Raw genomic sequence first — 26,027 nt, 5'->3', positions numbered from 1 at the left:
AGTAGAAATCCTTTTTTTGCTGCCATAAATGGCGAAAAAAGATTGTAACGAATAGCCTGTTAAAACGCCCAAAAAAGATAAAATAATGAAACGAGTAAAACGGATTTTAAAGTTTAAAAAGAAGTCTTATATACGAGTTCCATTTGTCAACTTTTCAAAATAATAAAAGTCAAATGAAAGAAGGTATCGCAGGGAAAATTGCCAAGATCTTTATACAATCTAAGTTAACTGTGTTGTTAATGATTGTATTTATGGTTGTTGGTGTGTATAGTTCGTTTTTAATTCCGCGTGAAGAGGAGCCACAAATTGATGTGCCCATGGCAGACATTTTTGTTGGTTATCCAGGTGCAAGTCCTACGGAAGTAGAATCAAGAGTCATTAAACCATTAGAGCAATTAATCTCGAATATCAAAGGGGTGGAATATGTGTATTCTACATCTATGAAAGAGCAGGGCATGGTGATAGTTCAGTTTTATGTGGGTGAAGATATTGAGCGTTCGTTTGTAAAATTATACAACGAAATCAATAAACACATGGATCAAATGCCAGCAGGGGTAACGTTTCCTTTAGTAAAAACACGCGCCATTGACGATGTGCCAATGTTAGGATTAACCCTATGGAGTGAGAATTACGACGATTACCAATTAAGCCAAATGGCACAAGAGCTTGAGGCGGAAATTAAAAAGGTGAATGACGTTGCTATTACCCATAAAATTGGAGGTCGAAACCGTCAGTTACGTGTGGTTTTAGATAAAGATAAATTAGCATCAAGCGGTTTAGATTTCTTATCAGTTTCAGAAATGATTAAGGCTAATAATAGCCAATTGAGTTCAGGGAGTTTTGATAAAAATGATACGGAGTTTTTAATTAACACAGGGAAGTTTTTAGAAACGGTTACGGATGTTGAAAATTTAGTGGTTGGTGTACAACAAAATCAACCGATTTATTTAAAACAAGTCGCTAAAATTATAGATGGACCAGAAGTGCCACAAAATTATGTGAGTTTAGGCTTCGGTAAAGGGAGTGTAAAATCAGCAGATTATAAATCAGAATATCCCGCAGTTACTATTTCTGTAGCGAAGCGAAAAGGTGCGGATGCAATGAAAATTTCAGAGGTGATTATTGATAAAGTAGATCATTTAAGAAGCACTTTGATCCCCGATGATGTTCATGTAGAAATTACTAGAAACTACGGAGAAACAGCATCTCATAAAGTATCGGAATTACTGTGGCACCTTATCGGTTCTATCTTTGCCGTTACCATCGTGGTAATGTTAGCTATGGGCTGGAGAGGAGGATTGGTCGTCTTTTTATCAGTACCAATTACGTTTGCTTTAACGTTGTTGAGTTATTACATGATGGACTACACATTAAACCGAATTACACTTTTTGCTTTGGTGTTTGTAACAGGAATTGTGGTGGATGACTCGATTATTATTGCAGAAAACATGCATAGGCATTTTAAAATGAAACGCTTGCCATTTAAACAAGCGGCTTTATATGCGATTAATGAAGTAGGTAACCCAACTATATTAGCCACATTTACAGTAATTGCTTCGGTTTTACCAATGGCTTTTGTTTCAGGATTAATGGGGCCCTATATGGCGCCAATGCCAATAGGAGCATCTATTGCTATGATTTTATCACTATTTGTAGCTTTAACTATTACACCGTATTTAGGTTATATTTTCTTAAGAGAAAAAGAGAAAAAAGGTGCTGAAAATAAACCAGAAGTTGCGATTGAAGAGACACATATTTATAAGATTTATAACAAATTTGAAAGACCGCTTTTAGAAAATAAAGGAATGCGTTGGTTGTTTTTATTAGGAACTTTTGCGGTGCTAATGGGAACTATGGTATTATTTTTTACCAATTCTGTAGCCGTAAAAATGTTACCGTTTGATAATAAGAATGAATTTCAGATTGTGATTGATATGCCAGAAGGATCTACGCTAGAACGTACAGGTGTTGTGGCTCAAGAAATTTCACAATATTTATCTACACGACCAGAAGTAGTGAATTATCAAAACTATGTTGGGACTTCTGCACCAATAACCTTTAACGGTTTGGTACGTCATTACGATTTACGTGGTGGATCTAACATGGCAGATATTCAAGTGAATTTAATTGATAAAGAAGAGCGTACAGCACAGAGTCATGATATTGCTAAGTTATTACGACCAGATATTCAGAAAATAGCATCTAAATACAAAGCGAATGTGAAATTGGTAGAAGTACCACCAGGACCACCGGTAATGTCTACAATTGTTGCTGAGGTTTATGGACCTGATTATGATGAGCAGATTAAAGTGGCTAAGCATGTAGAAAATATTCTTAATAATACAGCTGATGTTGTCGATGTAGATTGGATGGTAGAAGCAGACCAAACTGAATATCAATTTGAGATTAATAAAGAAAAAGCAATGTTATATGGCGTAGCACCACAGCAAATTGCTTATACCATGAATATGGCTTTATCTAACAGAGCGATTACTAATTTATATGATGAGGATGCGGTGAGCCAAATAGGCTTGGTGTTAGCTTTAGATGAAAAAGAGAAATCGACGATTACTGATATTTCACAATTAAAAGTGAAGTCTAAGCAAGGGAATTTAGTACCAATCGCGGATTTAATAACTATTACAGAAGCATCTGCAGCGAAAAGTATTTATCGTAAAAATCAAAAACGTGTCGTTTATGTGATGGCAGACATGGCAGGGGAGTTAGAGAGTCCGGCGTATGCTATTTTAGGAATGGAAGAAAAATTAAAAGAAATTCCATTGCCACCAGGTTTTGCTATTAACGAAATGTACTTAGGTCAGCCAGAATTTGAAGATGATTATACCGTAAAATGGGATGGAGAATGGCAAATTACTTTGGAAGTATTTAGAGATTTAGGAATTGCCTTTTTAGGAGCCATCATCTTAATCTATATCTTAATTGTAGGTTGGTTTCAAAACTTTAAAGCACCAATTGTAATGATGGTTGCAATTCCATTATCGTTAATTGGAATTATTCTCGGGCATTGGATTATGGGCGCATTTTTTACTGCAACTTCTTTTATTGGTATGATTGCTTTAGCAGGAATTATGGTTAGAAACTCTGTTTTACTGATTGATTTTATAAACCTAAGAACAGCAGAAGGTGTACCATTAAAACAAGCTGCAATTGAAGCAGGAGCTGTGAGAACAACACCAATTCTACTAACCGCAGGAACCGTAGTCATCGGAGCATTCGTTATTCTATTTGATCCGATTTTTCAAGGATTAGCCATTTCATTAATGGGAGGAACGATTGTTTCTACGGTGTTGACTTTATTGGTGGTGCCATTAGTGTATTACATGATAGAGAAGAAGAATTATAAATAACAGGTCGTCACTTCGAGTAGTTTTTGAGGTACGAAAAAATTGTATCGAGAATATGTTAATCAAGACTTCTCGATATAGTTTTCTATCGAAAATCACTTGAAGTGACGGTCATAACATAATACAAAAACAACATGAAATTAGTCATAGTTACAGCAGTAGAAGAATTTCAAAAAGAGGTTTTGAAATTATTTAAAAAAGCCAATATTCAGAATCTAAGTAGTTCCGATATTGATGGTCATAAAACCGGACCATCTGTAACGATGGCTTCGAGTTGGTTTCCAGGAGAGCAATTTGGCAATGAATCGCGTTTATTTTTCTCGTTTGCAGAAGATGAGAATATTGATGCGTTATTTGGTCTATTAAAAGAATTTAATACTAATGTAGAAACTAATAATCCTATTAAAGCGGTTGTGGTTCCTATTGAAAAATCTATTTAAACTTAAAAAAAAAGAAAACATGTTAAATACATATTTTAGAGTTATTGTTGGTGTCATGGTATTACTAAGTGTAGTACTTACCGTTTATGTAAGTCCAAATTGGATGTGGTTCACCGTATTTATTGGCGTAAATTTAATTCAGTCTGCTTTTACCAAATGGTGTTTATTAGAAACTATTCTGGTAAAATTAGGCATAAAAAAAGAAGGCGGTAGTTGTAAGTCTTGCTAACAACGGTTGCCTTCTTTTGTTTATAAATATAGATTTGGAGTTACTGTATAGTTTTAAAATTATACAGTAACCGTATTTCCGGTTTGTGTACTATATGTTTCAGAAAAAACAGTATCTACAAATATCCAATTAGATGTTGCAGAACCTGGGCTAAAAGTTACTTCCATATAACCACGTCTTGCAGAATCAAAATAATTTAAGTCATCAATAAGAATGGTTATGGCTTGTTGAAAACCGGCAACAAAACTCGCTTCCGAACCTAAATAAGTATCAAAACCAGGGGAAGATACTGATGAGGTCGCAAATTCTGTTACTGTAACGTTTCCGCTGTTAGATGTTACTTCATTAGACCATGCATTGTGTGTGTCACCCGCTAAAACAACCACTTTTTTATCTGCAAAAGCTTCTAATATAATTTCGCGTTCGGCAGGATAACCGTCCCAAGCATCTAAATTATAAGGTAAAACAGTATTTATTCGTGCTAATTCTATTTCTGTAAGTGAAGGGTCATTAGCAAGAACTCTTAGTTTTAATGTTACAAGCTCTTCTAATTGTTGTTGAAAACTAGCCATTGATGTTGCAGAAGCAGATCCTGTTGCTGTTATTTCAGCTATAATAGTTGTTAAAGCCATTAATAATTCAGCAGGAACCATCATTTTACCCATTAAAACTTGTTGTCCTATTACTTGCCATTCTGCACTGTTACCGCTTACTTCATTTAAAAGCCAGTTTTTCTGAGTTGTTCCTAAAATGGTTCTACTTGTATCTAACCATTCTTGCTGAAATGTAGCAGCATCAAAACTACCAGTAGCATCAAAATAATCGGTAATTACTAATTGTTTATCTCTACCAATCAACCTTGTGTCTAACATTACTAAATTAACTAAATCTCCTATTTGGAAACTACGATAGATAACGCTAATATCATTGGTTTTAGCAGGAAGGTATTCGCTGTAAGCTTGTAGGGCGCTTTGTTTTCTAGATTCAAAAGAACCTTCATCACTTTGGTGATTTTCAGCACCATCTTTATAAGTATCGTTTGATATTTCATGATCATCCCAAACACAGATAAATGGTTTCTTTTGGTGAAGCAACATAAGATTTTCATCACTTCTGTATTGTTTATATCTCGTTCTGTAATCGTCTAATGAAATTGTTTCATGAGTTGGGCTATGCGTTCTTCCTAAGGCTGCTGTATATTCATTTGTACCATATTCGTTTTCACCATATTCATAAATATAATCCCCTAAATGGATTACAATATCTAAGTCAGAATTTGCCATAGAATTATAAACGGTAAACAAACCGGCGGCATAATTAGCACAAGAAGTTACTCCTAATTTAATTTGATTAACATTACCTGTTGGTAAAGTTATAGTCTCCCCAATAGGAGAGCTACTTTCATCTTCAATGTTTATAAAACGATAATAAAGCTTTAAGTTAGTATCTAAGTTTTGAATTTCAACAGCAACAGTAAAATCTCTAGAACTGTCTGTTTCAACTTCTCCACTTCGTAATATTGTTGTAAAATCTATATCGGTTGCAATTTGCCATTGTAAGGTTACAGATGGCATAGCAGTTGTGTAGCGTGTCCATATAATTACTTGGGATTGTGTAGGGTCGAAACTAGCAACTCCTTCATTGAAATTTTGATTTGTAAATCCCGTGAAATCTACATTTCCACTTGTAAAATCATCATCACTACTGCAGCTAATAAAGTTAGGAACTAATAAAATTCCTCCAGTTGCTAAGGCTGCATTTTTTATGAAATTTCTTCGGCTAAAATTCTTATTCATATCTATTATAACTTTTGTTGCAAGTTATAATGTAAGCTGGTATAATTATTTTACGTAAGTGTTATGTATGTGTATCATTCTTGTTAAACTAATAAACGAATGTTAAGCAATTATTGTTATTTTTTATGTGATTTGGAAAGTATTCTGTAACATAATAAAGATATATGCGTCATATAGTTGAAAAATCATCAATTATGGAATCAAATTATCAAACACTTAAACGCACAGACAATCAATTATTAGTTTTAACACATTTATCTCAATTGCTAACTTATGCAACTGTTTTTGGCGGTTTTATTGCCCCTTTAATTATTTGGGCAACTCAAAAAGAACAAGTAGAAGGTATGGATGTACATGGAAAATCTATTTTAAACTTTCAGATAAGCACCCTTGTTTATACTATAATTAGCATTCCATTAATCTTTCTATTTGGGCTAGGGATTATAACTTTAATACTTGTTGCAATTTTGGCATTTATTATGCCAATTGTAAATGCTATAAAAGCCAGTAAAGGTGAATTACCATATTATCCATTGTCTTTTAATTTTGTTAGTTAGGAATTTGTATAATGGAAGTAAAAGGCTCGCTATTTAGCGAGCCTTTTCTATTTTTTAGAATTCTTATTTCTATGTGTAATAAAAAACACTCATAAAAAATGAGTGTTTAAAATATTATATAAGAGATTCCTTTTTTCAAAGGAATTGATATTAGCTATTTAACATTACTGGCATCACAAGCATTGTAACGTGCTCTCCTTCATCTAAACCATCTGTTGGTGTTAAGATTCCAGCTCTGTTTGGTAAGCTCATCTCTAATTGCACGTTATCTGCATTTAGGTTGTTAATCATTTCAGTTAAGAAACGAGAGTTAAAACCAATTTGCATATCGTCACCTTGGTAATCACAAGTTAAACGTTCTTCTGCTTTGTTAGAGTAATCGATATCTTCTGCAGAAATATTTAATTCAGCGCCAGCAATTTTTAAACGAATTTGATGTGTTGTTTTGTTAGAGAAAATACTAACACGCTTTACTGAATTTAAAAATTGTGTTCTGTCAATTACTAATTTATTCGGATTCTCTTTAGGAATTACCGCTTCATAGTTTGGATATTTACCATCTATTAAACGACAAATTAATATAGAGTTTTCAAAAGTAAATTTAGCGTTAGAGTCATTATATTCAACTAAAACATCATCATCACTTCCTGATAAAATACCTTTTAAAAGATTTAAAGGTTTTTTAGGCATAATGAATTCTGCAGATTCCGTAGCGGTAACATCTGCTCTTGTATATTTAACTAATTTGTGAGCATCAGTAGCTACAAATGTTAGGCTATCTTGAGAGAATTGAAAAAACACTCCACTCATTACAGGTCTTAAGTCATCATTACCAGCAGCAAAAATAGTTTTGCTAATAGCCGTTGCTAAGATATCTCCTTTAATGGTTGTAGTACTTGCATCTTCAATAGAAACTGCATTAGGAAACTCAGCACCATCTGCATAGGCTAATGCATATTTACCATGATTAGAGCTAATTTCCACCGTGTTATTTTCTTCAACAACAAAAGTTAAGGGTTGTTCAGGAAACGTCTTTAAAGTATCTAAAAGTAATCTTGCAGGTAAAGCAATACTTCCTTCAGAGTCACTTTCAACATCAATAGTTGCAGACATTGTAGTTTCTAAATCACTCGCCGAAATCGTTAATTTTGACTGGCTTAGTTCAAATAAGAAGTTATCTAAAATTGGTAGTGTATTACTGTTATTAATAACACCTCCTAATACTTGAAGCTGTTTTAATAAATAGGTACTTGAAACAATAAATTTCATGCTGAATATTTGTGTTTAATACTTTTAATTGTTCTTACAAATATATCTCAATAGAAGCGTTTTATAAAACAAACTTATTAACAAAATAGGTCTGTTTAAGTTGTTTTAAATGCAATTATGCATAATGTTTTAAGAGGTGTATTTGCGTTTTCTAAAATAATTGAAGATAAAGCCAAATAATGCTAAAAGTATGAGAGGCAAAGCAATATTAATAAATTGCCATTTAGATTTGCGCTCTTTTATTTTATCAGTATCTAAAAAAGCAATATTTATTTCTTTAGATCTTATGTTTATAAGTCCAGAATCGTCTAAAAGGTAATTGACCGTATTTAGTAAAAATTCCTTGTTGCCAAATGACTTACCAGTGAGTTGGTCAAAGCCTAATTGTTGAGGTCTGTTTCTTAAAACTTCATTTTTAATAACATCTCCATCAGAAATAACAACCATTTTAGTTGCGGTACTTTTAGATTTAAAATTAGTGACTTTAAAAGGTACAACACGCTGATCGTAAACCGAAGAAAACTCTCCTTCTAAGAGTACAGCTAAATTTTGAGACCCTTTATTGTAGCTGTCTTCATCTGGCGTCATTGTTACTTCGTCTAATGAAATCGTTGTTGGTGCTCCTTCTAATTTAGATTTTGGAGAACTTTGCAATAGTATCGATTTTTTAATACTATTTTTTAGAGTGTCAATTGGGCTTGCAAAATCAAATTTTACTAAGTTTAAATTCTTAGTAATAGAATGATTAGGGTTTGATGCTGCTAATGGCGAATATTGCCATTGTATAGGCTGCATTTGTGATTGGCTACCTTCGCCAATAGATAACATAATTGGAGCAGAATAAAGGTCTTTTACCAGTGTAGGGTTAACTCTAACTCCGTATTTGAAGAAAAAATCATTAAGGCGCAGATCTCGCATAATAGAAACACCGCGTCCTGCTGCATTATATAGACTGTCTTTATCCATGGCAACAGCTTCTGTTAACCATAAACTTTTACCACCATTCATAGTATATTGATCTAATACTAATTTTTCATTTTCTGAAAAAGCAATGCTTGGTTTGGCAGCAACAATTAAGTCATAGTTTTGTAACTTATCTAATGTGCCTTGCGGATTAGAAGCAACACTATCTAAAGTGAAAGGTGCAATGTTATAATAGGGCTTTATGGTTGTTAGAAAATCGGCCATGTAAATATCATCTAACTCACCATTACCTTTTAAAATCGCTATTTTTTTAGATTTTGCATTCACAAGCTTGTTAAATCCGTCAGCAAAAGCATATTCTAGAGCTTGTACAGAATTGTTAATTTGTTCTTGTAAGCCTTGAGTGATGCTTCTTTTTAAAAGTGAGATTTTTATCGTTTCTCCTTTGTAGCTTGCAAAAGCCCATGGAAATATAATGTCTTGCGTTACTTTTCCTGTGCTATTGTTCGTATTTATATAAGGTTCTAAGCCTGATTTTGTTAACTCTTCAATATTACGTTCACGAGTCGCTTCATCTTGAATGGGGTTAATGTAATTAATGAAAATTTGATCAGTTTCTAGCTGAAACTCTTCAATTATTTGTCGCACTTCAGTTTGAAGTAATCTAAATTCTGAAGAAAAATCGCCTTCTAAAAATACATCGATAACTAAAGGTGAATCTAAATTGGTAATTAGAGATTTAGAGTTGTCAGATAGCGTATAGCGATGATCTTTTGTTAAATCGAAACGTTGATATATAGAACTTGAAACTGCATTAACAATAATGAGTCCAACAATAATAGCAACAGTATATATTATGGTTTTATTCTTTTTCATCTGCAGTATTCTCGAAAGTTATGGCTTCTCGATATGGTTTTAAAGCAATAACTTTATCGTTCTCAAAAGTGATTTCAACACATTCTTTATGCTCTGTAAAAGCACCTGGTTCTATACCTAGCGCATAATTCCATTTATTAGTGTCGTGTGCTTTTTTTGCATCATCCCAAGTGAGCCATTCTTCAGCACCTAATAATGTTTTTATCTTATCTTTTGAAACACCTATTAACGTATCAGATTCAATAGTGTAATCAATCATTTCATAACGTAAGTTTGGGTTTTCGGTCCAAGCTTCACTATTAAAGTATTTTTGGTGATGATAATTACTCAAAATATTTAGGAATGGATAAAACATAAACAAAAAAGCAAAAGGGGTAAGTACTAAACTAAGAAGTGCAGTTAACCATTTGCGTTTATCTACCGTGTTTAAGAACAAAAAGATCAGTACAAAAACGACAATTAAAAATAGAACTAATAAGGGTGTAATAATCATTTTATTTTTTTTGAATTCTAAGTGTTGTAAATAATAAAAAAGCGACTGAAATACTTATAAAATAAATCAAATCTCTTGTGTCAATAACTCCGCGACTCATACTGTTATAGTGTGCAGACATACCGAGGTTTTCCATGTAGACAAAGTCGTTAAAAATGTTGTAATTAGAAACTCCTTCAAAGCCAAAATAAAGAAAAAAGCAGATAAAAACAGCTATAATAAATGCGACAATCTGATTGTCTGAAAGCGTAGAGGCAAAGACACCAATAGCCGTATATGCGCCGACTAAAAATAGAAGGCCAAAATAGGAACCGATTGTACTTCCCATATCTAAATTCCCTTCAGGCTTGCCCAATGCCAAAACCGTGTAAACATAAAGTAATGTAGGTATTAAAGCCAATATTATTAATGTAAAGGCACCAAAGTATTTGCCTAAAACAATCTGAAAATGAGAAATTGGTTTGGTTACTAACAACTCTAAAGTTCCTTGCTTTTTTTCGTCACTAAAACTACGCATTGTAACTGCAGGAACTAGAAATATAAGAATCCAAGGCGCAAGTAAGAAGAAAGAAGTTAAACTAGCTTGTCCATTATCTAAAATGTTGAATTCGCCTTTAAATACCCACAAAAATAAGCCGTTGAGTAATAGAAATACACCAATCACTAAATAGCCAATTGGCGATGCGAAGAAGGTGTTTATTTCTTTTTTTAGTATTGCTAGCATAAATTAGTATTCGTTCTTTATTCTATTATAATTTCTAATCGTTTTAATCTTCAATTAAAATTTTTATTAAAGATTACAATGATTTATTTTAATGAAGCGATTTTATCTACACTCCAAGCTTCTGGTTTGGCATTAAACTTTGGTTTTGTTTCAGCCCAAATACCTTTAAACAACTTAGAATGTCTGTAATTATTCAAATCATTTTCAGAATTCCAATAGCTATAAGTAAAAAAAATATTAGTATTATTTTGATCACGATATAGCTCGAGAAAGTTACAACCTTCAAAGGTTCTTATCTTATCTTTTACGATTTCAAAATTAGTCAAGAATTCTTCAATTTTAGAAGGTTCAAAACTCATTTTTACAATTCTTACTAACAAATCTTATGGCTTTAAAAAATTAACGGTTACAGTGTCTTGAGTTTTTAAGCCCATTAAAGTTGTAGCACTACCAACAGTACTATTGTTACTTTTATAAACAGCAATTTCTAAATATTTAGAAGAATTAAAAACAGCCATTGCTTTGCCTTCTGCATTGCGTATCGAGTCTTCACTGTCATAACTTAGAATATCACTGTATTTATTTAATATTGTTTTAAACTTATGATTGCGAGCCGAAACCTCATAAGCTCTTCCTTTCTGAATATTTTCAAAAAATTTACGCTTAATATTGGTCACTACATTTCCATAATTATCAATATAAATGATATTTCCTATTATTTGATTTTGTTCATCATTAACAAACGGATTTAGGTTTTTAATCGGTTTTATAGTGTTAATAACTTTTCCTATCACCTCTAAAGTTCCACCTCTTGCAATATGGCAAGCTACTTTTACAAAAATATCTAAAACAGGAAAACTAGTTTCTACTTTGTCGTGTATATTTATCTCTACAATCTTATCCGCAGTTATATCACTGCAAATCATGCTCATAATACCATTATTAGCACATATAAAATAATGGTCGTCCAATTTAACGGCAATATGCTTATTTTCAGGGCTTAAATCAGAATCGATACCTATGAGGTGAATCGTTCCTTTAGGAAAACTACTATAGGCATTTTGTATAATATAGGCAGCCTCACAGGTGTTAAACGGAGATATTGAATGCGAAATATCGACAATGTTAACCTGGTCAAGCTCACTGTAGATAGCTCCTTTAATGGCACCAGTAGAGTGATCTTTTTGTCCAAAATCAGTCGTTAAAGTGATTATTGCCATGGATTGATTGTTGATATTTTTTTAAATTTTGTGGTTGTAAAATTGCTAAATTTGTGTGTATACAATTGAATTACAAAATTAAGAAAAGAAAATATATTAACGCACTAAATAAAGCTCGCTTTTGAATGAACTAATCCTAGAACTCGAAGAAATATCTCCTAAAGAATTTTTCGGAGCGCAAAATGCTAATATTGAACTTCTAAAAAAATATTATCCTAAGCTTAAAATTGTTGCTAGAGGCAATAAATTAAAGGCTTATGGTGATGAAGATCTTCTTGAAGAATTTGATCGTAGAATGACAATGTTGATGAAACATTTTGGAAAGTATAACAAACTTGATGAAAACGTAATTGAACGTGTACTTACAAGTCAAAGCAAGGACGATTATGAAACTACAGCAAAAAGCGGGGAAGTTATAGTACATGGTGTTGGCGGGAAGCTAATAAAAGCTCAAACAGCAAATCAACGAAAATTTGTAGAACTTGTTCGTAAAAATGATATGGTTTTTGCGATAGGGCCAGCAGGTACAGGTAAGACTTATGTTGGTGTTGCTTTAGCTGTTCAGGCTCTGAAAAATAAAGAAGTTAAACGAATTATATTAACACGTCCTGCTGTTGAAGCAGGTGAGAATTTAGGGTTTTTACCAGGAGATTTAAAAGAAAAATTAGATCCGTACATGCAACCTTTATATGATGCTTTACGCGATATGATTCCTGCAGAAAAATTAGAAAGTTATATTGAAAAAGGTGTAATTCAAATAGCACCTTTAGCTTTTATGCGGGGTCGTACTTTAGATAATGCTTTTGTAATTTTAGATGAAGGACAAAATACAACACATGCACAAATGAAGATGTTTTTAACAAGGATGGGTAAGAATGCCAAATTTTTGTTGACAGGAGATCCTGGACAAGTCGATTTGCCACGTCGTACAACATCTGGATTGAAGGAAGCTCTTTTAGTGTTACAAAACGTTGATGGTATTGGTATGATCTACCTTGATGATAAAGATGTTATTCGTCATAAGCTTGTAAAGAAAGTGATTGCAGCTTATAAAAGTATTGAAAACAGGGAATAATACTTAAGTTTTTTGTTAATTATGGGTTGGGTTGCTTTTGTCTTTTAATTATATAATTAAAAAGAGAAATTATATAAATTCTTACGAGTAATCTTGCATAAATTTGCTGTTATAATAAAAATTTATAAAAAGAAAAGATGAAAAAGTTATTTTTGATAGTAGGATTATCATTAGGGTTAAGCCCATTATTTGCTCAAGAAGATGAAATAGATTTTAATTCAGACAATTCGTGGCTTAAAGTAGGTTTAACGGCAGGAGTACCAATAAGCGATGCAGGGGATGCGTCATCTTTTGCTTTAGGTTTAGATTTGAGAGGTCAATATTTGTTTAATCCTAACTTAGGTATTGGTTTGGCTTCTGGTTACACCAATTATTTTGGAAAGGATGGAAATGATGATTTTGGTATTATTCCACTTGCTGGATTCATGCGTTATTACTTTAAGCGTAGTGGGCTTTTTATAGGTTCAGATATAGGTTACGGTTTTTTAACAGGCGTAGATGAAAATGAAGGAGGCCTTTATGTTAACCCACAAATTGGTTACCATAATCGTGATTGGAATATTTATGCGTATTACCAAAATACTTTTGCAGAGAATGATATTGATATACAAGCTGTAGGTATTGGAGTAACTTATAATATTAGATTTAAATAAATAATCACTACATATTTTAATTAAAGAGGGAGAAATTTTATTTCTCCTTTTTTTATTTAGATTATTGTATGGCACAAGTAAAGAAATTACATTTGTAGTACATAATTAAATGACGATTAAATGAACACCATAATAGATACCAATTTTAGTTTTCCAAATCAAAAAAACGTTTATAAAGGAAAAGTAAGAGAAGTTTATAATATAGACGATGAGCAATTAGTAATGGTCGCTACAGACCGTTTAAGTGCTTTCGATGTGGTTATGCCTAAAGGGATTCCATATAAAGGGCAAATCTTAAACCAGATTGCAACAAAAATGATGAAGGAAACTGAAGATATCGTACCGAATTGGCTGGTAGCTACACCAGATCCAAATGTTGCTGTAGGTCATTTATGTGAACCTTTTAAGGTAGAAATGGTGATTCGTGGTTATATGTCTGGGCATGCAGCTAGAGAATATAAAGCAGGAAAGAGAATACTTTGTGGTGTTACAATGGCTGAAGGGATGAAGGAGAACGATAAATTTCCTGAACCTATTATTACACCTGCTACAAAAGCAGAAATGGGTGACCATGATGAAGATATCTCTAGAGAAGATATTTTAAAACGTGGTATTGTCTCTGAAGAAGATTACATCATTTTAGAAGATTATACAAAAAAATTATTTCAACGTGGTACAGAGATTGCTGCCGATCGTGGATTAATTTTAGTAGATACTAAATATGAATTTGGTAAAACTAAAGATGGTGAAATTGTATTAATTGATGAGATTCATACACCAGATTCTTCACGTTATTTTTATACTGAAGGTTACCAAGCACGTCAAGATAAAGGTGAAGCTCAAAAGCAATTGTCTAAAGAATTTGTGAGACAATGGTTAATTTCTAATGATTTTCAAGGTCTAGAAGGACAAAAGGTTCCTTTTATGAGTGACGAATATATTACATCGGTTAGCGAGCGTTATATTGAACTTTATGAAAACATTACAGGAGATACCTTTGTAAAGGGTGATGTTTCAGATATTCAAAATAGGATAGAAGAAAATGTATTAGCGTATTTAAGATAAAACTAGAAATTATTTCTAGTTTAAAAAATGATTTAAACCTAACATTATTATTCTAATGTTAGGTTTTGTTTTTATTATTAATTGTTAGGTTTTGTTTTTATTATTAATAGTTACTTTTTAATATCTTAATGTGGTGATCAACATGGTGAGCGGTCCACATAATAATTTCTCTAACAGGCATTTTTCCCATTAAGGGGTGTGGCAGTACAACACTGTCTAAATTTTGGTCGCTAATTCGTCTTGTTTTATATTGTAATTTCTTTTCTTCCGTTTGTAATCTGTTCAAGATATATTGCTTGTCTTCATAAGCAGGGACTTTCATATTTCTAGATCCCTTAAAGGTTTTACCTTTTGTTTTTTGTAAACGCTCTAGGGAACGTTTTACTATGGCATCATACGATCTAACGGGTCTATTTGCTTTTCCGAATTTTAAACGAAGTAAAAATTTAGGTAAACTCAAAGCATTATTTAATGGAATTATACTTTGAAGTAAATGCAGAGCTTGTTGACCTGTAGTCCACTTACCCTCAGGGCCTTTTGTCCAGGATTCTTGAGGTTGATTTTCTAACCAAGCAATTAATTCAGCATGTTTTGCGTCTATTAAATCAGCAATAGCATCTTTATCCATGAAGATAACATTTGAAGAAGTAAGATAAGGATTTTTTAAATTAGAATCAGCCTTATAAATTTAATTAAAGATGAATTTTAAATTTTGTTAGCCTGTGGCTATAATACGCAAAAAGGAATGTTGGTTTATTCTTCAACTTCTTTATCTTGAATTATTATTTTATCCTTCTTAAAAATAGGAACTAAGTAAGATAAATTAAAGCCATAACCGCCTCCAAAACGGCTACTATCATAGGTTCTGTTATAACCAGGAACGTATAAATTTTCGTAATCGCTACTAGGTTCTTTTTCAGTTAAAAGAACTTTTAACTGAATATTTAATCCTGCATAAAAATTATTAAAGAGTTCTGCTTTTAGACCTACTTGTAATTCAGTCCATAGCGCAGTTAAGCCATCAAATTCTTGTCCTTCGTTTACAGTGTATTGGTTATCCCAATATTGGTTATAAACATCATAAACGGTGTAATTATTTAATTTTTGACTAAATGTAGCTGCACCGATACGGAAACCTGCATAAATCATATTTTCCATATCTAACCAGTTCTGGTAGAAATTCATATCAATTCCTGCTTTAAAATAACTACCTGTTGTGGTATTATTTAAATAGTCTGTGTCAAGTGTTCGTTCTTCATTACCTAATTCACCTGCAATATAAATACGCTTGGTGAGGCGATAATCTCCCATAATTTCAAAACCCGAATAATCATCACTAAAAAAAGTGCGTGCTAATTTACTGAGATCAGTACCAACTCTAAGGCCATACTTTTCTTTAAAGACCAAAGTATCTTTAACCGATTTTTTTTTCTCTTGTTGTGCAATAGCTATTGTAGAAAACAACAGCGTTAATATTACGCTTCTAATGATAGATACGTACATGTGTTGTGCTTTCATCTTCTATACTTTCTTGTGTTGTTTCTTCAATCTCAATATTAGAAATCCAATTATCATCATCTGCAACTCTAGAAACACCTAAACTATTAAAATTACTTTTATAGCCGCAAGCTCTAGAGACGTAAACGAATTCATTATTATATGAGATTTCTATAATATCGATATTAGAGTTGGTGTCTTCATCGTCATCAATTCTTAGATCTGTATCTTTTTCTAAAACAAAACGTGTTGTTGTTAGTTCCCCTTCATTTCCTACAATAAGTGGTAAAGCTATTTTATTACTATTAACATTAAATACATAAGAATCATCATCGTCGTAATCTGTAATTATTAAGTCAGATTCTTCAATTGGTTCGGTGGTAACACCATCTTCATCTGTAAACAAGCCTTCTCCATAAACGGTAATTCTAGGAACGTTCAACAATTCATCAGTGTCTGTAGCGTCATAGAATTCTATAATTAACCTAGGTGTGGTTTGCGTTGTAGCAGCACAAATATCATCGCGTTCGCAATTAATAAGTGCAACTGCAATTAATAGAATTAAGAATTTTACGTTTTTCATTTATTGTTTTTCAAATAATACTACCGTTTCTATATGCGCTGTATGCGGAAACTGATCAACTAAACTCATTTTTTTGATGATGTACCCAGATTCCATTAACTGTTCTGTATCTCTAGCCTGCGTTGCAGGGTTACAAGATACATAAACCAAACGTTCTGCATTTAGGTTTATTATTTTTTTAAGGGTTTTAGGCGCAATTCCGGCTCTTGCAGGATCTAAAATAATAGTTCTTATTTTATTGGTGTATTCTGGGTGCTCAGTTAAAAATTTTCCAACATCAGCAGCAAAGAATTTTAAACCTTCAATATTGTTGCGTTTAGCATTTTCCTTGGCATCTTCAATGGCAGCAGCTACAATATCTACACCAACAATTTTAGTGTTTTCAGATTTATTGGCAATGATTTGACCAATGGTTCCTGTACCACAAAATAGATCTAAAACAACAGTATTATCAATGGCTTCTTTATTTTCTAAAGCATAATCAACGACTTTTGTATACAGTTTTTCAGCGCATTTAGGATTGGTTTGAAAAAAGCTTTTCATACTAATTTCAAAATTTAAGCCCAGTAATTCTTCAACAATTTTATCATCACCATAGACAAGCGAAATACTTCCAGTTGTAGCTATGGTTCTATCACCAACTTCGTCGTTAATTGTATGTAATAAACCAGCAACTCGGTCACCAAGCAATTCTACAAGGTAATTTGCAAATTTGTCTAAATCAAATTTAGGCAAGTCGTAAGATGTGGTTACCAAGTTAAACAACAATTGATTGGTTTTATAAGATTTTCTAACCACAAAATATCTAAAGAAACCTTCTCTTTTTGGCGCATGCCATGGATCTAATCCTGTATCAATACAATAAGATCTTATATCTTTAAGAAGATTTTCAAATTCAGCATCAAATAAACCTGAGTCTTTATTAAGATTGTCACCACACCACCAGGTTCCACGTTTTTTAAAACCTAGAGTAAATTCATCTACATCAGTTTTTAATTCGTGATCATAACCAATAGCAGAAAAACCATATTCCATTTTATTTCTATAATGAAAAGTGTTTGGCGACGTTACAAACTCATCAAATTTATCTTCAATATCAGCAACTTTACCAATACGTTTAAATAACTCTAAAGTACTTTGTTTCTTGTATTCGTGTTGTTTCTCAATCGGTAAATTGATATAAGGAGCGCCAGGAATACTTTGGTATGGCATATTAGTTTCATCATCAGAAGCTTTTAAAACTTCAAAAAGTTTACCTTCAGCATACTTTTTACTCGTCTTTTTTATCTGAGTTTTTACCAATTGCCCAGGTAAAGTATTAGGGACAAATACTACAAATTCGCCATGCTCGTTACGGATACGACCAATACCTTTTCCTCCGTAGGCATAACCTTCAATTAGGATTTCTATGATTTCTCCGCGTCTTACAAATTTGTTACGTTCTCTTTTTGGCATTTCTTATATAAATTAGAGTGCAAAGATAGTTGCAATTTTACAAATAGCATAACGTTAATTGATGGGCGTGGGGGAGGCATATTTCTATTATTTTTGTAATTTGCAGCACTCTAGGGATGATTTCTTTCCCACGCTGAATTTTCGGACACTTCGAAAGGATAAAGGTAGATAAGGAATGGTTATTTTAGATATCCATTTTTTTTGGATATTAACTTTTAAACTTTTTAAAATGGCTGTTTTAGACCAATTAAATTCGCAACAAGCGATAGATTTAGAAAACAAGTATGGTGCACACAATTACCATCCGTTACCTGTAGTATTGAGCAGGGGAGAAGGTGTGTTTGTATGGGATGTAGAAGGCAAAAAGTATTACGATTTTCTTTCTGCTTACTCTGCAGTAAACCAAGGACATTGTCATCCAGATATTGTAAAAGCAATGACAGAGCAGGCGCAAACGTTAACATTGACGTCAAGAGCTTTTTATAATGACATGTTAGGAAAGTATGAAAAATATGCTTCTGAAACATTTAATTTTGATAAGCTTTTACCAATGAATACGGGTGCTGAAGCTGTTGAAACGGCTTTAAAAATCTGTAGAAAATGGGCTTACGAAGTTAAAGGAATTGAAGAAAATGAAGCTGAAATTATAGTATGCGAGAATAATTTTCACGGAAGAACAACAACTATTATCTCTTTTAGTAACGATCCTGTAGCGCGTAAAAACTTTGGTCCTTATACTAATGGTTTTATTAAGATTGCATATGATAATCTTGAAGCTTTAGAAAACACATTGAAAAGCAATGCTAATGTTGCAGGTTTCTTAGTAGAGCCAATTCAAGGTGAAGCTGGTGTTTATGTACCAACCGAAGGTTACTTATCTAAAGCCAAAGCATTATGTGAAAAATATAATGTTTTATTTATAGCAGATGAAGTACAAACGGGTATTGCTAGAACAGGAAAAATGTTAGCAGTAGATCATGAAAACGTAAAACCAGATGTTTTAATTTTAGGTAAAGCCTTAAGTGGTGGTGCTTACCCTGTATCTGCCGTTTTAGCTGATGATGCTATTATGAATGTTATTGGACCAGGAAATCACGGAAGTACGTTTGGTGGTAATCCTATAGCAGCAGCCGTAGCAATAGCTGCTTTAGAGGTTGTTAAAAATGAAGATTTAGCAAATAATGCAGAAAAATTAGGACAGTTATTTAGAAGTGAACTTTCTAAATTTATAGAAACAAGTTCTATTGTAAACTCTGTAAGAGGAAAAGGATTATTAAATGCTATTTTAATAAATGATGACGAAGACAGCGAAACCGCTTGGAATATTTGTTTAAAATTAAGAGACAATGGTTTATTAGCAAAACCAACACATGGAAACATTATTCGTTTTGCGCCTCCTTTAGTAATGACAGAAGCACAATTATTAGATTGTGTATCTATTATAACAAAGACTTTAAAAGAATTTGAAGTTTAATAAAGGTTTCAAATAAGAGTTAAAAAAAAAGCGATTTTCAATTAAGAAAATCGCTTTTTTATTTATTAAAATATAAGACTATTGAGGTCCCATCAATTCTTGCATTCTTTCTTGCATTAATTCAGGGTTTTCTAATGCTTCCATTCCAAAGAAAGAAATAAACCAAAGGATGTAAGCTACCATTAATACACTAAGAATTGCACCAATGATCCCCATAATTTTACCTGCTTTTACATTTCCAAAACCAGAATAAGTTTCAGGAGCTACCTTGTAAATTTTAGTTGCTTTACCTGCCAATACTATTGCTACGATTCCGAAAATTAATCCAGGAATACCATAACAGCAACAGCCGACGATTGATAAAATTCCCATGACAAGGACTAAAGTTCCATTAGGTATTTGTTGTTTTTCCATTTTGTAAGTTGATTTTAGTTGGTTAAAAAAGTTTTAATAATAAAGCTAGCTACAATAATACTAATATTTAATATAAAAAAAGCTAAAATGATGCGATGACCATTTTTAAACTGAAATTTAAGATGCAATAATAAAAAGGCAAACATTGCTATAAGCGTATAGATAGCAGGGTACATAAAAAAAGCAGCAACAAGATCACCTTTTAAAATTAGGTTGATAGATCTTTGCATACCACAACCCATACAATCAATATTAAACGTTTGTTTCCACATGCATGGCAACATATATTCTTCAAGTCCTTTTGCGAGTATAAACATGGTGCTAAATTAACAATTTGATAATTACTTTTATAATTGCAGTAAATATTTTTCTAAAGTGTATTTTTGCCTTGTTTTAATCAATGAATTATGGATATTTCTAGAACTCTTAATTTTGTTTGCATTTTAGTGGGAGGTATAATTGCTTTTTATGCTCAGGCTCAACAAGAACAAAACACCTATTTATTAATAGGAGGTATTGCTTTATTAATGGTAGGTGTCTACAGAACCTCTAGAAATATTTCTAGTAAAAATGATCAGCCAGAAGAATCGTTTGTAAAAACAGAAAAAGAAGATGAAGTTTAAAAGAGGTGATAATGTTGAAACAATTGACGATAATATTTCAGGAATTGTAACTAAAATTTCTGAAAATAAAGTTACGGTTGAAGATACTGATGGTTTTGAATTACAATTTGAAGCGCGAGAACTTATGTTAATGGCCTCTGGAAACTCGCTTGAAAGTGCTGTTTATAATACAGATTTTGAAGCCGTAAAAAGGGAAAAAGAATCTAAAAAACGAAAATCAGCACCAACAGTAAAATCTAAAGAGCGCCACGCTCCAAAATTTGAAGTAGATTTACATATTCATCATTTAACAAAGTCTTCAAATAGAATGTCTAATTATGAGATGCTTAATCTGCAATTAGATACAGCTAGAGGACAATTAGAATTTGCCATGCGCAAACGCATACCTAAAATTGTCTTTATACACGGAGTTGGAGAAGGTGTACTACGCCAAGAATTAGAAACACTATTTAGTCGCTACAATAACGTAAGATTTTACGATGCAGATTATAAAATTTATGGCTTAGGTGCTACAGAAGTTCAAATACTTCAAAATGTAGAACCATAAATTTAATAATCGTAATCGTCAGGATCAAAGTCTTCTATAATTGTTGTTAGTGTACCAAGAGTGATTTCAGTAGTTCTAAAGATTGTTAAATCGGTATTGTTAATTATAAACGTTGTTTCTACAGTTCTAGTGTAAGAATTTTCAAAAGCGTTGTAATCCTCAAAATCATAAGGGGTATCTTCTGCACTATTTAAATAAAGCTCTACTAACACTCCGTTTACAGCTACACGATCATCACTTGGTCCATTTTCACCATTAGCATCTTCTAAACGTGTTGAAACTCCGTCGCCATCGTCATCTGCGTCTAAATAATTAGGGATACCATCACCATCCGTATCAAGTGGATTAGTTAAAGGATCATCATCTTCATCTTCATTATCTTCATCAAGTTCATTTTCTGTTAAAACATTATCACCATCGTCATCTATATCTAAGTAATTAGGTATGCCGTCACCGTCTGTATCTAAAGAATCCGTATAAATTCCGTCTTCATCAGGTAAACCAGCTATGCCTTCGTCTTCATTAGGAACACCATCGTTATCATCATCTTCAATCGTAGAGGTAACATAAACATCACCAGAGTCTGCTTCATAGTCGTCTCCTACAGTTAGGTCGCCAGGCGAAACAACAGCGCAAATATCATCGGCTGTTAATTCTCTGTTATAGGTTCTGTAAATAAAACGAGTATCAACACCATCAATTGTTAATTCTGCAGGAGAACCTTCAGTAGTTGCATGTGTAAATAATGCGTCATTGGTATCATCCCCTTTTTCAAAAATGAAGATGAGCGCTTCGTTAGGATCCTCTCGTGTATCATAAACAAGATAATACTCTTCAAAATTATCACATTGCGCTAATTCTTCATCAAAATCTAAGTCTACAGTAAGGATATCGCCATCATCACAGGCAATTAACAGAGCGAAGCAAAAGAGTATAAAAAAACGACGTATCATAAATTCTATTTTCAACAAAAATAAAGGATTTGTAAAATTATAACGCTGCATTATCTAAATAATTTTATTTACAATATTTTTGCAAGATGAATTTAATCTATTTAGATAATGCAGCCACTACTGCTTTAAGACCAGAAGTTGTAGTACGTATGACAAAAGTGCTAAATGAAACTTACGGAAACGCATCCTCAAGTCACAGTTTTGGTCGTTCGTCTAAGTCACTTTTAGAACAATGTAGAAAAAATATAGCAAGTTATTTTAACGTGTCTGGGTCAGAAATCGTTTTTACTTCTGGCGGTACGGAAGCTGATAATTTAGTATTAAGAAGTGCTGTTAGAGATTTAGGTGTTACAGAAATTATTACATCTCAGATAGAACATCATGCTATTTTACATACGATAGATCAATTGCAGAAAGAATATGACATAAAAGTTACATATGTAAAACTGAAAGTTGATGGAAGTATAGATGAAGAAGATCTTGAATCTGTTTTAGGTCATTCTGATGAAAAAAAATTAGTGACTTTAATGCATGTTAACAATGAGATTGGTAATGTGTTAAATTTTAAAAACATAGCTAAGATTGTAAAATCTTATGGTGCCTTATTTCATTCTGATACTGTGCAATCAATTGGTCATTATAAAATAGATTTAAAAGAAATACCTATAGACTTTGCAGCAGCAAGTGCCCATAAATTTCATGGTCCTAAAGGCGTTGGGTTTTGTTTTATACGAAAAGAGTCAAGTTTAAAGCCTTTGATTTTTGGAGGAGAGCAAGAACGAGGCCATAGGGCAGGGACGGAGTCTCTTCATAATATTGTAGGTATGGATGAAGCTTTAAAAATTTCTTATGACAATCTTGATGAAGAACATGCTTACATTTTAAATTTAAAGAATTATTTTATTGCAGCGCTTCAAAGTAACATTCCTAATATAAGTTTCAATGGTTGCTCTGACTCCGAAGAAAAAAGTACCTATACATTATTAAACGTTCGTTTACCAAAAACACCAGGAAAAGCATCAATGTTACAATTTCAACTCGATTTAAAAGGAATTGCGAGTTCTAGAGGGAGTGCATGCCAAAGTGGTAGTAGTCAGGAGTCTCATGTATTAAAAGCTATTTTATCTGATGAAGAATTAGCTAGACCTTCTATACGTTTTTCATTCAGTATTTACAATACTAAGGAAGAATTAGACTATGTTGTTGGTGTCTTAAAAACCTTAGCTGCTTCTTAAAATCGCGTAGACAATCTTACATTAAACACACGTGGTGTTAGGTAGTTTGGTATAGCATATTGGTTTTTACTATATACATCTCTTACCCAAGTATTAGTGATAGAGTTTTGATTACCAAACATATTATAGATTTCAAAACCTATTGATAACTCTTTGAAAGCGGCTTTCCATTTCGAATTATAAGTTTTTTCAGGATTTACTAATTCGTAAGAAATACCCAAATCAGCACGTCTATAATCTCGTAATCTTATTTGGTAATTATAAGGGTCAGCATAACTAGGTGAACCACCAGGAACTCCTGTGTTATATACTAAATTTAAGTACATTTTTAGATCTGGCATGTTAGGCACGTAATCTTGAAATAAAGCACCAAATTTTAAACGTTGATCCGTTGGTCTGGCAATATAACCACGATCGTCAATGTTTTCTTCCGTTTTTAAATAGCCAAAACTAAACCAGGATTCTGTGCCTGGCACAAATTCTCCATTAATTCTTAAATCTAAACCATATGCATAGGCAACAGCATTATTGTCTGCACTGTAACGAATTCTTACGTTTTCTAGCGTGTAAGGATTAACATCTGTCATTCCTTTATAATAAGCTTCAGTTACTAATTTAAATGGTCTATCCCAAATCTCAAAACTATATTCGTTTCCTAAAACAATATGAAATGATTTTTGAGCTTTTACATTGGGTTGCACCGTTCCTGAAGAATCTCTTAATTCTCTATAAAAAGGAGGTTGGTAATATAACCCCGCAGCCACTCTAAAAAGCATGTCTTTATCCCAATTAGGCTTAATAGCAAATTGCCCTCTTGGGCTAATTACCGTTTGTGTATCACTTGTTTCAATATCATCACCACTTACAACCCAACTATGAGATCTTACACCCGCATTATAAAAAACCTCATGTCCGTTCCAATCGGCTTGTTTGCTATATTGAACAAAAGCCTGAAATCTATTAATTTGAATTCGGTTAGTCGCTCTGATATCTTCATAAGCAGTTAAAGGGCCCGAAAAAGAAGTGTAAGGTTGTTCGTTAGGTTGACTTATTGAAGGGGGTCTAATTGAAAAACCAGCAGAATCAATAATTTCATATTCTACTAAACGGTCTCTAATATCTTCATGTGTATATTTTACAGACCATTCTAATGTACTCTCGTCATCAATTTTATAATCTCCTTTATGTTCAGCATTAACTATAAAAGCATCTAAATCGTTTCGGGCATGTGTAAGTTGAGACCCAATACCTTCACTAAATTCAACTTCACCTAAGTTTTCATCACCAATACTTGTGTTAACTTCTCCTAAACGGTATTCTGCTAAAATGTCAAAATATTCTTGTTCTGTTGTATGGTAAGCAGAAGCAACAAGTTTAAGCGTTAAATCGTTATTAACAAAGTAATTAGCTTTGAATGCCCCAAAATAGGTTTGGTATTGATCTTTTTCTTGTCCATCATAAAATACTAATAGCGCAACAGGATCATCAATAGTACCAAAGTTAGTTTGTCTATTTTCGGGTTGAAAGTTGTATTTGTTTGAAGAAATATTTCCAAGGAAATTTAAATGAAACTTACTCGAAAAACGATAGGTTAAAAATGTTTGCGCATCTGCAAAAACCGGTTCTATATTACCTTCTGTTTCTAAACTGTTTAATAATAGGCTATTGTCTCTGTGACGTACACCTGCAATACCAGAAAATTTTCCATCTTTAGAGACGCCTTCGGCAGCAATACTTCCACCAAGTAAACTTAAATCTGCTCTTATTCCAAAATCAACAGGATTACGATATGTTATGTCTAATACAGAAGATAATTTATCACCATATTTAGCTTGAAAACCTCCTGCTGAGAAATCGACATTTTGAACCAAATCGGTATTTACAAAACTAAGACCTTCTTGATTTCCAGAGCGAATTAAAAAAGGCCTATATATTTCTATGTCATTTACATAAACTAAGTTTTCGTCAAAATTTCCACCACGTACAGAATACTGAGTACTTAGTTCGTTAGAGATATTTACGCCAGGTAAGGTTTTAAGAATGTTTTCTACACCAGGCTGTGCACCTTTTATAGTTCTTATCATTTGTGGTGAAATAGAGGTAACACCATCTACAGACTGTCTTGTGTTTGTATTAATAACAACGGTTGCAATTTGTTCAACTTCAATAAGCATCACAGGGTTGTATTCTATTTCTTGCCCATTTTTTAAGTTGAATTTTTGCTCAACTAATTTATGTGAAACGTGCGTAAAAATAACGGTAACTTCAACGCCATATGGAATTTTAAGTTCGTAAAATCCATTACTATTGGTTGCTGTACCTTCTCCTGTATTGGCTGCAATATTAACTCCTTCAATAGGTTTGTTGCCTTCGTTTAGAATAACACCTCTAATTATTGCATTTTGTGAAAACGAAAGTAGACTAAAAAATAAGCCAATGAGGACGGTGAAATGTAAGCGTTTCAAATATTTTGTTTTTAGTTAGGTTCAAGAGTTATTTAGATTCTAAATTTATGACACCGAAGCAACGAAGATTCTATAGATTAGAAGCTAAAAGTGTG

At 32.7% G+C, this 26,027-nt stretch carries 26 protein-coding genes; 11 read left to right on the top strand and 15 right to left on the bottom strand.

Annotation, left to right across the window (positions count from 1 at the left end):
- The first annotated feature begins 173 nt into the window (after window positions 1–173).
- The 3 genes from HM985_RS15570 to HM985_RS15560 all read left to right on the top strand — a co-directional run bounded on the left by HM985_RS15570 (window position 174) and on the right by HM985_RS15560 (window position 4,034).
- A complete protein-coding gene (locus tag HM985_RS15570; protein ID WP_179377141.1) occupies window positions 174–3,368 on the top strand; it encodes an efflux RND transporter permease subunit in 3,195 nt (1,064 codons plus the stop codon).
- A gap of 131 nt (window positions 3,369–3,499) precedes the next feature.
- On the top strand, window positions 3,500–3,805 hold the full coding sequence (locus HM985_RS15565; protein ID WP_179377140.1) for a hypothetical protein: 306 nt from the start codon (window positions 3,500–3,502) through the stop codon (window positions 3,803–3,805).
- Window positions 3,806–3,824: 19 nt separating this feature from the next.
- Complete coding sequence (locus HM985_RS15560) at window positions 3,825–4,034, top strand: YgaP family membrane protein (RefSeq protein WP_173588684.1); 210 nt, start codon at window positions 3,825–3,827, stop codon at window positions 4,032–4,034.
- Between the two features lie 59 nt (window positions 4,035–4,093).
- Here the strand turns inward: HM985_RS15560 and HM985_RS15555 are convergent, their stop codons facing one another.
- Window positions 4,094–5,830 (bottom strand): alkaline phosphatase D family protein, encoded by a 1,737-nt coding sequence (locus HM985_RS15555; RefSeq protein ID WP_179377139.1) that lies wholly within the window; start codon window positions 5,828–5,830, stop codon window positions 4,094–4,096.
- A 194-nt stretch (window positions 5,831–6,024) separates the two neighbouring features.
- On the opposite strand from HM985_RS15555, the gene HM985_RS15550 reads away from it, so the two are divergent.
- Window positions 6,025–6,387 carry a DUF4870 domain-containing protein gene (locus HM985_RS15550; protein ID WP_179377138.1) on the top strand — a complete coding sequence of 121 codons (363 nt, stop codon included), beginning with the start codon at window positions 6,025–6,027 and terminating at the stop codon, window positions 6,385–6,387.
- A 150-nt stretch (window positions 6,388–6,537) separates the two neighbouring features.
- On the opposite strand, the gene dnaN is transcribed toward HM985_RS15550, so the two are convergent.
- From dnaN to HM985_RS15520, 6 genes are all read right to left on the bottom strand, one after another.
- Complete coding sequence (gene dnaN, locus HM985_RS15545) at window positions 6,538–7,656, bottom strand: DNA polymerase III subunit beta (protein ID WP_179377137.1); 1,119 nt, start codon at window positions 7,654–7,656, stop codon at window positions 6,538–6,540.
- 129 nt (window positions 7,657–7,785) lie between these two features.
- Window positions 7,786–9,456 carry a gliding motility-associated ABC transporter substrate-binding protein GldG gene (gene gldG / locus HM985_RS15540; protein WP_179377136.1) on the bottom strand — a complete coding sequence of 557 codons (1,671 nt, stop codon included), beginning with the start codon at window positions 9,454–9,456 and terminating at the stop codon, window positions 7,786–7,788.
- On the bottom strand, window positions 9,443–9,949 hold the full coding sequence (locus HM985_RS15535) for a hypothetical protein (protein WP_179377135.1): 507 nt from the start codon (window positions 9,947–9,949) through the stop codon (window positions 9,443–9,445). The genes gldG and HM985_RS15535 overlap by 14 nt, the downstream gene beginning before the upstream one ends.
- A 1-nt stretch (window position 9,950) precedes the next feature.
- Window positions 9,951–10,673 (bottom strand): gliding motility-associated ABC transporter permease subunit GldF, encoded by a 723-nt coding sequence (gene gldF / locus HM985_RS15530; protein WP_179377134.1) that lies wholly within the window; start codon window positions 10,671–10,673, stop codon window positions 9,951–9,953.
- An 83-nt stretch (window positions 10,674–10,756) separates the two neighbouring features.
- Entirely contained in the window at window positions 10,757–11,053 is a 297-nt protein-coding gene (locus HM985_RS15525; protein WP_179377133.1) for a putative quinol monooxygenase, read from the bottom strand.
- Between the two features lie 3 nt (window positions 11,054–11,056).
- Window positions 11,057–11,893: an SAM hydrolase/SAM-dependent halogenase family protein gene (locus tag HM985_RS15520; protein ID WP_179377132.1), complete on the bottom strand. Its 837-nt coding sequence runs from the start codon at window positions 11,891–11,893 to the stop codon at window positions 11,057–11,059.
- Between the two features lie 121 nt (window positions 11,894–12,014).
- Between HM985_RS15520 and HM985_RS15515 the strand changes: the two genes are divergently transcribed.
- The 3 genes from HM985_RS15515 (at window position 12,015) to HM985_RS15505 (ending at window position 14,686) form a co-directional block, all read left to right on the top strand.
- Window positions 12,015–12,968, top strand: a complete 954-nt coding sequence (locus tag HM985_RS15515) for a PhoH family protein (protein ID WP_179377131.1) — start codon at window positions 12,015–12,017, stop codon at window positions 12,966–12,968.
- Window positions 12,969–13,105: 137 nt separating this feature from the next.
- Window positions 13,106–13,621, top strand: coding sequence for a hypothetical protein (locus HM985_RS15510; protein ID WP_179377130.1), 516 nt, complete (start codon window positions 13,106–13,108; stop codon window positions 13,619–13,621).
- Window positions 13,622–13,741: 120 nt separating this feature from the next.
- Window positions 13,742–14,686, top strand: coding sequence for a phosphoribosylaminoimidazolesuccinocarboxamide synthase (locus HM985_RS15505; RefSeq protein WP_179377129.1), 945 nt, complete (start codon window positions 13,742–13,744; stop codon window positions 14,684–14,686).
- Between the two features lie 103 nt (window positions 14,687–14,789).
- Here HM985_RS15505 and HM985_RS15500 read toward each other — a convergent pair whose 3' ends face one another.
- The 4 genes from HM985_RS15500 to rlmD form a co-directional block, all read right to left on the bottom strand.
- Window positions 14,790–15,314 carry a DinB family protein gene (locus HM985_RS15500; RefSeq protein ID WP_179377128.1) on the bottom strand — a complete coding sequence of 175 codons (525 nt, stop codon included), beginning with the start codon at window positions 15,312–15,314 and terminating at the stop codon, window positions 14,790–14,792.
- Window positions 15,315–15,439: 125 nt separating this feature from the next.
- The gene (locus tag HM985_RS15495) at window positions 15,440–16,204 is read right to left on the bottom strand and encodes a DUF6048 family protein (RefSeq protein ID WP_246285043.1); all 765 of its coding nucleotides are present in this window, start codon (window positions 16,202–16,204) and stop codon (window positions 15,440–15,442) included.
- A complete protein-coding gene (locus tag HM985_RS15490) occupies window positions 16,170–16,766 on the bottom strand; it encodes a DUF6452 family protein (protein ID WP_179377127.1) in 597 nt (198 codons plus the stop codon). Before HM985_RS15490 ends, HM985_RS15495 begins: the two co-directional genes overlap by 35 nt.
- Entirely contained in the window at window positions 16,767–18,221 is a 1,455-nt protein-coding gene (gene rlmD / locus HM985_RS15485; protein WP_179377126.1) for a 23S rRNA (uracil(1939)-C(5))-methyltransferase RlmD, read from the bottom strand.
- 229 nt (window positions 18,222–18,450) lie between these two features.
- Between rlmD and rocD the strand changes: the two genes are divergently transcribed.
- Window positions 18,451–19,695, top strand: coding sequence for an ornithine--oxo-acid transaminase (rocD, locus tag HM985_RS15480; RefSeq protein ID WP_179377125.1), 1,245 nt, complete (start codon window positions 18,451–18,453; stop codon window positions 19,693–19,695).
- Window positions 19,696–19,773: 78 nt separating this feature from the next.
- On the opposite strand, the gene HM985_RS15475 is transcribed toward rocD, so the two are convergent.
- Both HM985_RS15475 and HM985_RS15470 read right to left on the bottom strand, forming a co-directional pair.
- A complete protein-coding gene (locus HM985_RS15475) occupies window positions 19,774–20,109 on the bottom strand; it encodes a CCC motif membrane protein (protein ID WP_179377124.1) in 336 nt (111 codons plus the stop codon).
- 14 nt (window positions 20,110–20,123) lie between these two features.
- Complete coding sequence (locus HM985_RS15470) at window positions 20,124–20,426, bottom strand: DUF2752 domain-containing protein (RefSeq protein ID WP_179377123.1); 303 nt, start codon at window positions 20,424–20,426, stop codon at window positions 20,124–20,126.
- A gap of 90 nt (window positions 20,427–20,516) precedes the next feature.
- Here HM985_RS15470 and HM985_RS15465 point away from each other — a divergent pair, with 90 nt between their 5' ends.
- Together HM985_RS15465 and HM985_RS15460 are read left to right on the top strand one after the other, a co-directional pair.
- The gene (locus HM985_RS15465) at window positions 20,517–20,732 is read left to right on the top strand and encodes a hypothetical protein (RefSeq protein WP_179377122.1); all 216 of its coding nucleotides are present in this window, start codon (window positions 20,517–20,519) and stop codon (window positions 20,730–20,732) included.
- A complete protein-coding gene (locus tag HM985_RS15460) occupies window positions 20,722–21,279 on the top strand; it encodes a Smr/MutS family protein (RefSeq protein WP_179377121.1) in 558 nt (185 codons plus the stop codon). Before HM985_RS15465 ends, HM985_RS15460 begins: the two co-directional genes overlap by 11 nt.
- 2 nt (window positions 21,280–21,281) lie before the next feature.
- Here the strand turns inward: HM985_RS15460 and HM985_RS15455 are convergent, their stop codons facing one another.
- On the bottom strand, window positions 21,282–22,232 hold the full coding sequence (locus tag HM985_RS15455; RefSeq protein WP_179377120.1) for a hypothetical protein: 951 nt from the start codon (window positions 22,230–22,232) through the stop codon (window positions 21,282–21,284).
- An 86-nt stretch (window positions 22,233–22,318) separates the two neighbouring features.
- On the opposite strand from HM985_RS15455, the gene HM985_RS15450 reads away from it, so the two are divergent.
- Window positions 22,319–23,467: a cysteine desulfurase family protein gene (locus HM985_RS15450; RefSeq protein ID WP_179377119.1), complete on the top strand. Its 1,149-nt coding sequence runs from the start codon at window positions 22,319–22,321 to the stop codon at window positions 23,465–23,467.
- Here HM985_RS15450 and HM985_RS15445 read toward each other — a convergent pair.
- Window positions 23,464–25,932, bottom strand: a complete 2,469-nt coding sequence (locus tag HM985_RS15445; RefSeq protein WP_179377118.1) for a TonB-dependent receptor — start codon at window positions 25,930–25,932, stop codon at window positions 23,464–23,466. The genes HM985_RS15450 and HM985_RS15445 overlap by 4 nt on opposite strands.
- Window positions 25,933–26,027: the final 95 nt, after the last annotated feature.

Origin of the sequence: Winogradskyella wichelsiae (assembly GCF_013403925.1) — a bacterium.
Classification (GTDB): domain Bacteria; phylum Bacteroidota; class Bacteroidia; order Flavobacteriales; family Flavobacteriaceae; genus Winogradskyella; species Winogradskyella wichelsiae.
Note: the sequence above shows the minus strand (reverse complement) of the source record. Positions and strands in the feature narration are given on the sequence as shown.

Bases quoted from the DNA above. Each gene is read 5' to 3' on its own strand.
- rocD (WP_179377125.1), top strand. From the start codon at position 18,451: ATGGCTGTTTTAGACCAATTAAATTCGCAACAAGCGATAGATTTAGAA.
- HM985_RS15550 (WP_179377138.1), top strand. From the start codon at position 6,025: ATGGAATCAAATTATCAAACACTTAAACGCACAGACAATCAATTATTA.
- HM985_RS15505 (WP_179377129.1), top strand. From the start codon at position 13,742: ATGAACACCATAATAGATACCAATTTTAGTTTTCCAAATCAAAAAAAC.
- HM985_RS15570 (WP_179377141.1), top strand. From the start codon at position 174: ATGAAAGAAGGTATCGCAGGGAAAATTGCCAAGATCTTTATACAATCT.
- HM985_RS15450 (WP_179377119.1), top strand. From the start codon at position 22,319: ATGAATTTAATCTATTTAGATAATGCAGCCACTACTGCTTTAAGACCA.
- gldF (WP_179377134.1), bottom strand. From the start codon at position 10,673: ATGCTAGCAATACTAAAAAAAGAAATAAACACCTTCTTCGCATCGCCA.
- HM985_RS15510 (WP_179377130.1), top strand. From the start codon at position 13,106: ATGAAAAAGTTATTTTTGATAGTAGGATTATCATTAGGGTTAAGCCCA.
- HM985_RS15455 (WP_179377120.1), bottom strand. From the start codon at position 22,232: ATGATACGTCGTTTTTTTATACTCTTTTGCTTCGCTCTGTTAATTGCC.
- rlmD (WP_179377126.1), bottom strand. From the start codon at position 18,221: ATGCCAAAAAGAGAACGTAACAAATTTGTAAGACGCGGAGAAATCATA.
- HM985_RS15470 (WP_179377123.1), bottom strand. From the start codon at position 20,426: ATGTTTATACTCGCAAAAGGACTTGAAGAATATATGTTGCCATGCATG.
- HM985_RS15500 (WP_179377128.1), bottom strand. From the start codon at position 15,314: ATGGATAAAGATGCTATTGCTGATTTAATAGACGCAAAACATGCTGAA.
- HM985_RS15475 (WP_179377124.1), bottom strand. From the start codon at position 20,109: ATGGAAAAACAACAAATACCTAATGGAACTTTAGTCCTTGTCATGGGA.
- HM985_RS15495 (WP_246285043.1), bottom strand. From the start codon at position 16,204: ATGAAAGCACAACACATGTACGTATCTATCATTAGAAGCGTAATATTA.
- HM985_RS15565 (WP_179377140.1), top strand. From the start codon at position 3,500: ATGAAATTAGTCATAGTTACAGCAGTAGAAGAATTTCAAAAAGAGGTT.
- HM985_RS15555 (WP_179377139.1), bottom strand. From the start codon at position 5,830: ATGAATAAGAATTTTAGCCGAAGAAATTTCATAAAAAATGCAGCCTTA.
- HM985_RS15560 (WP_173588684.1), top strand. From the start codon at position 3,825: ATGTTAAATACATATTTTAGAGTTATTGTTGGTGTCATGGTATTACTA.
- HM985_RS15460 (WP_179377121.1), top strand. From the start codon at position 20,722: ATGAAGTTTAAAAGAGGTGATAATGTTGAAACAATTGACGATAATATT.
- dnaN (WP_179377137.1), bottom strand. From the start codon at position 7,656: ATGAAATTTATTGTTTCAAGTACCTATTTATTAAAACAGCTTCAAGTA.
- HM985_RS15490 (WP_179377127.1), bottom strand. From the start codon at position 16,766: ATGAAAAACGTAAAATTCTTAATTCTATTAATTGCAGTTGCACTTATT.
- gldG (WP_179377136.1), bottom strand. From the start codon at position 9,456: ATGAAAAAGAATAAAACCATAATATATACTGTTGCTATTATTGTTGGA.
- HM985_RS15535 (WP_179377135.1), bottom strand. From the start codon at position 9,949: ATGATTATTACACCCTTATTAGTTCTATTTTTAATTGTCGTTTTTGTA.
- HM985_RS15520 (WP_179377132.1), bottom strand. From the start codon at position 11,893: ATGGCAATAATCACTTTAACGACTGATTTTGGACAAAAAGATCACTCT.
- HM985_RS15465 (WP_179377122.1), top strand. From the start codon at position 20,517: ATGGATATTTCTAGAACTCTTAATTTTGTTTGCATTTTAGTGGGAGGT.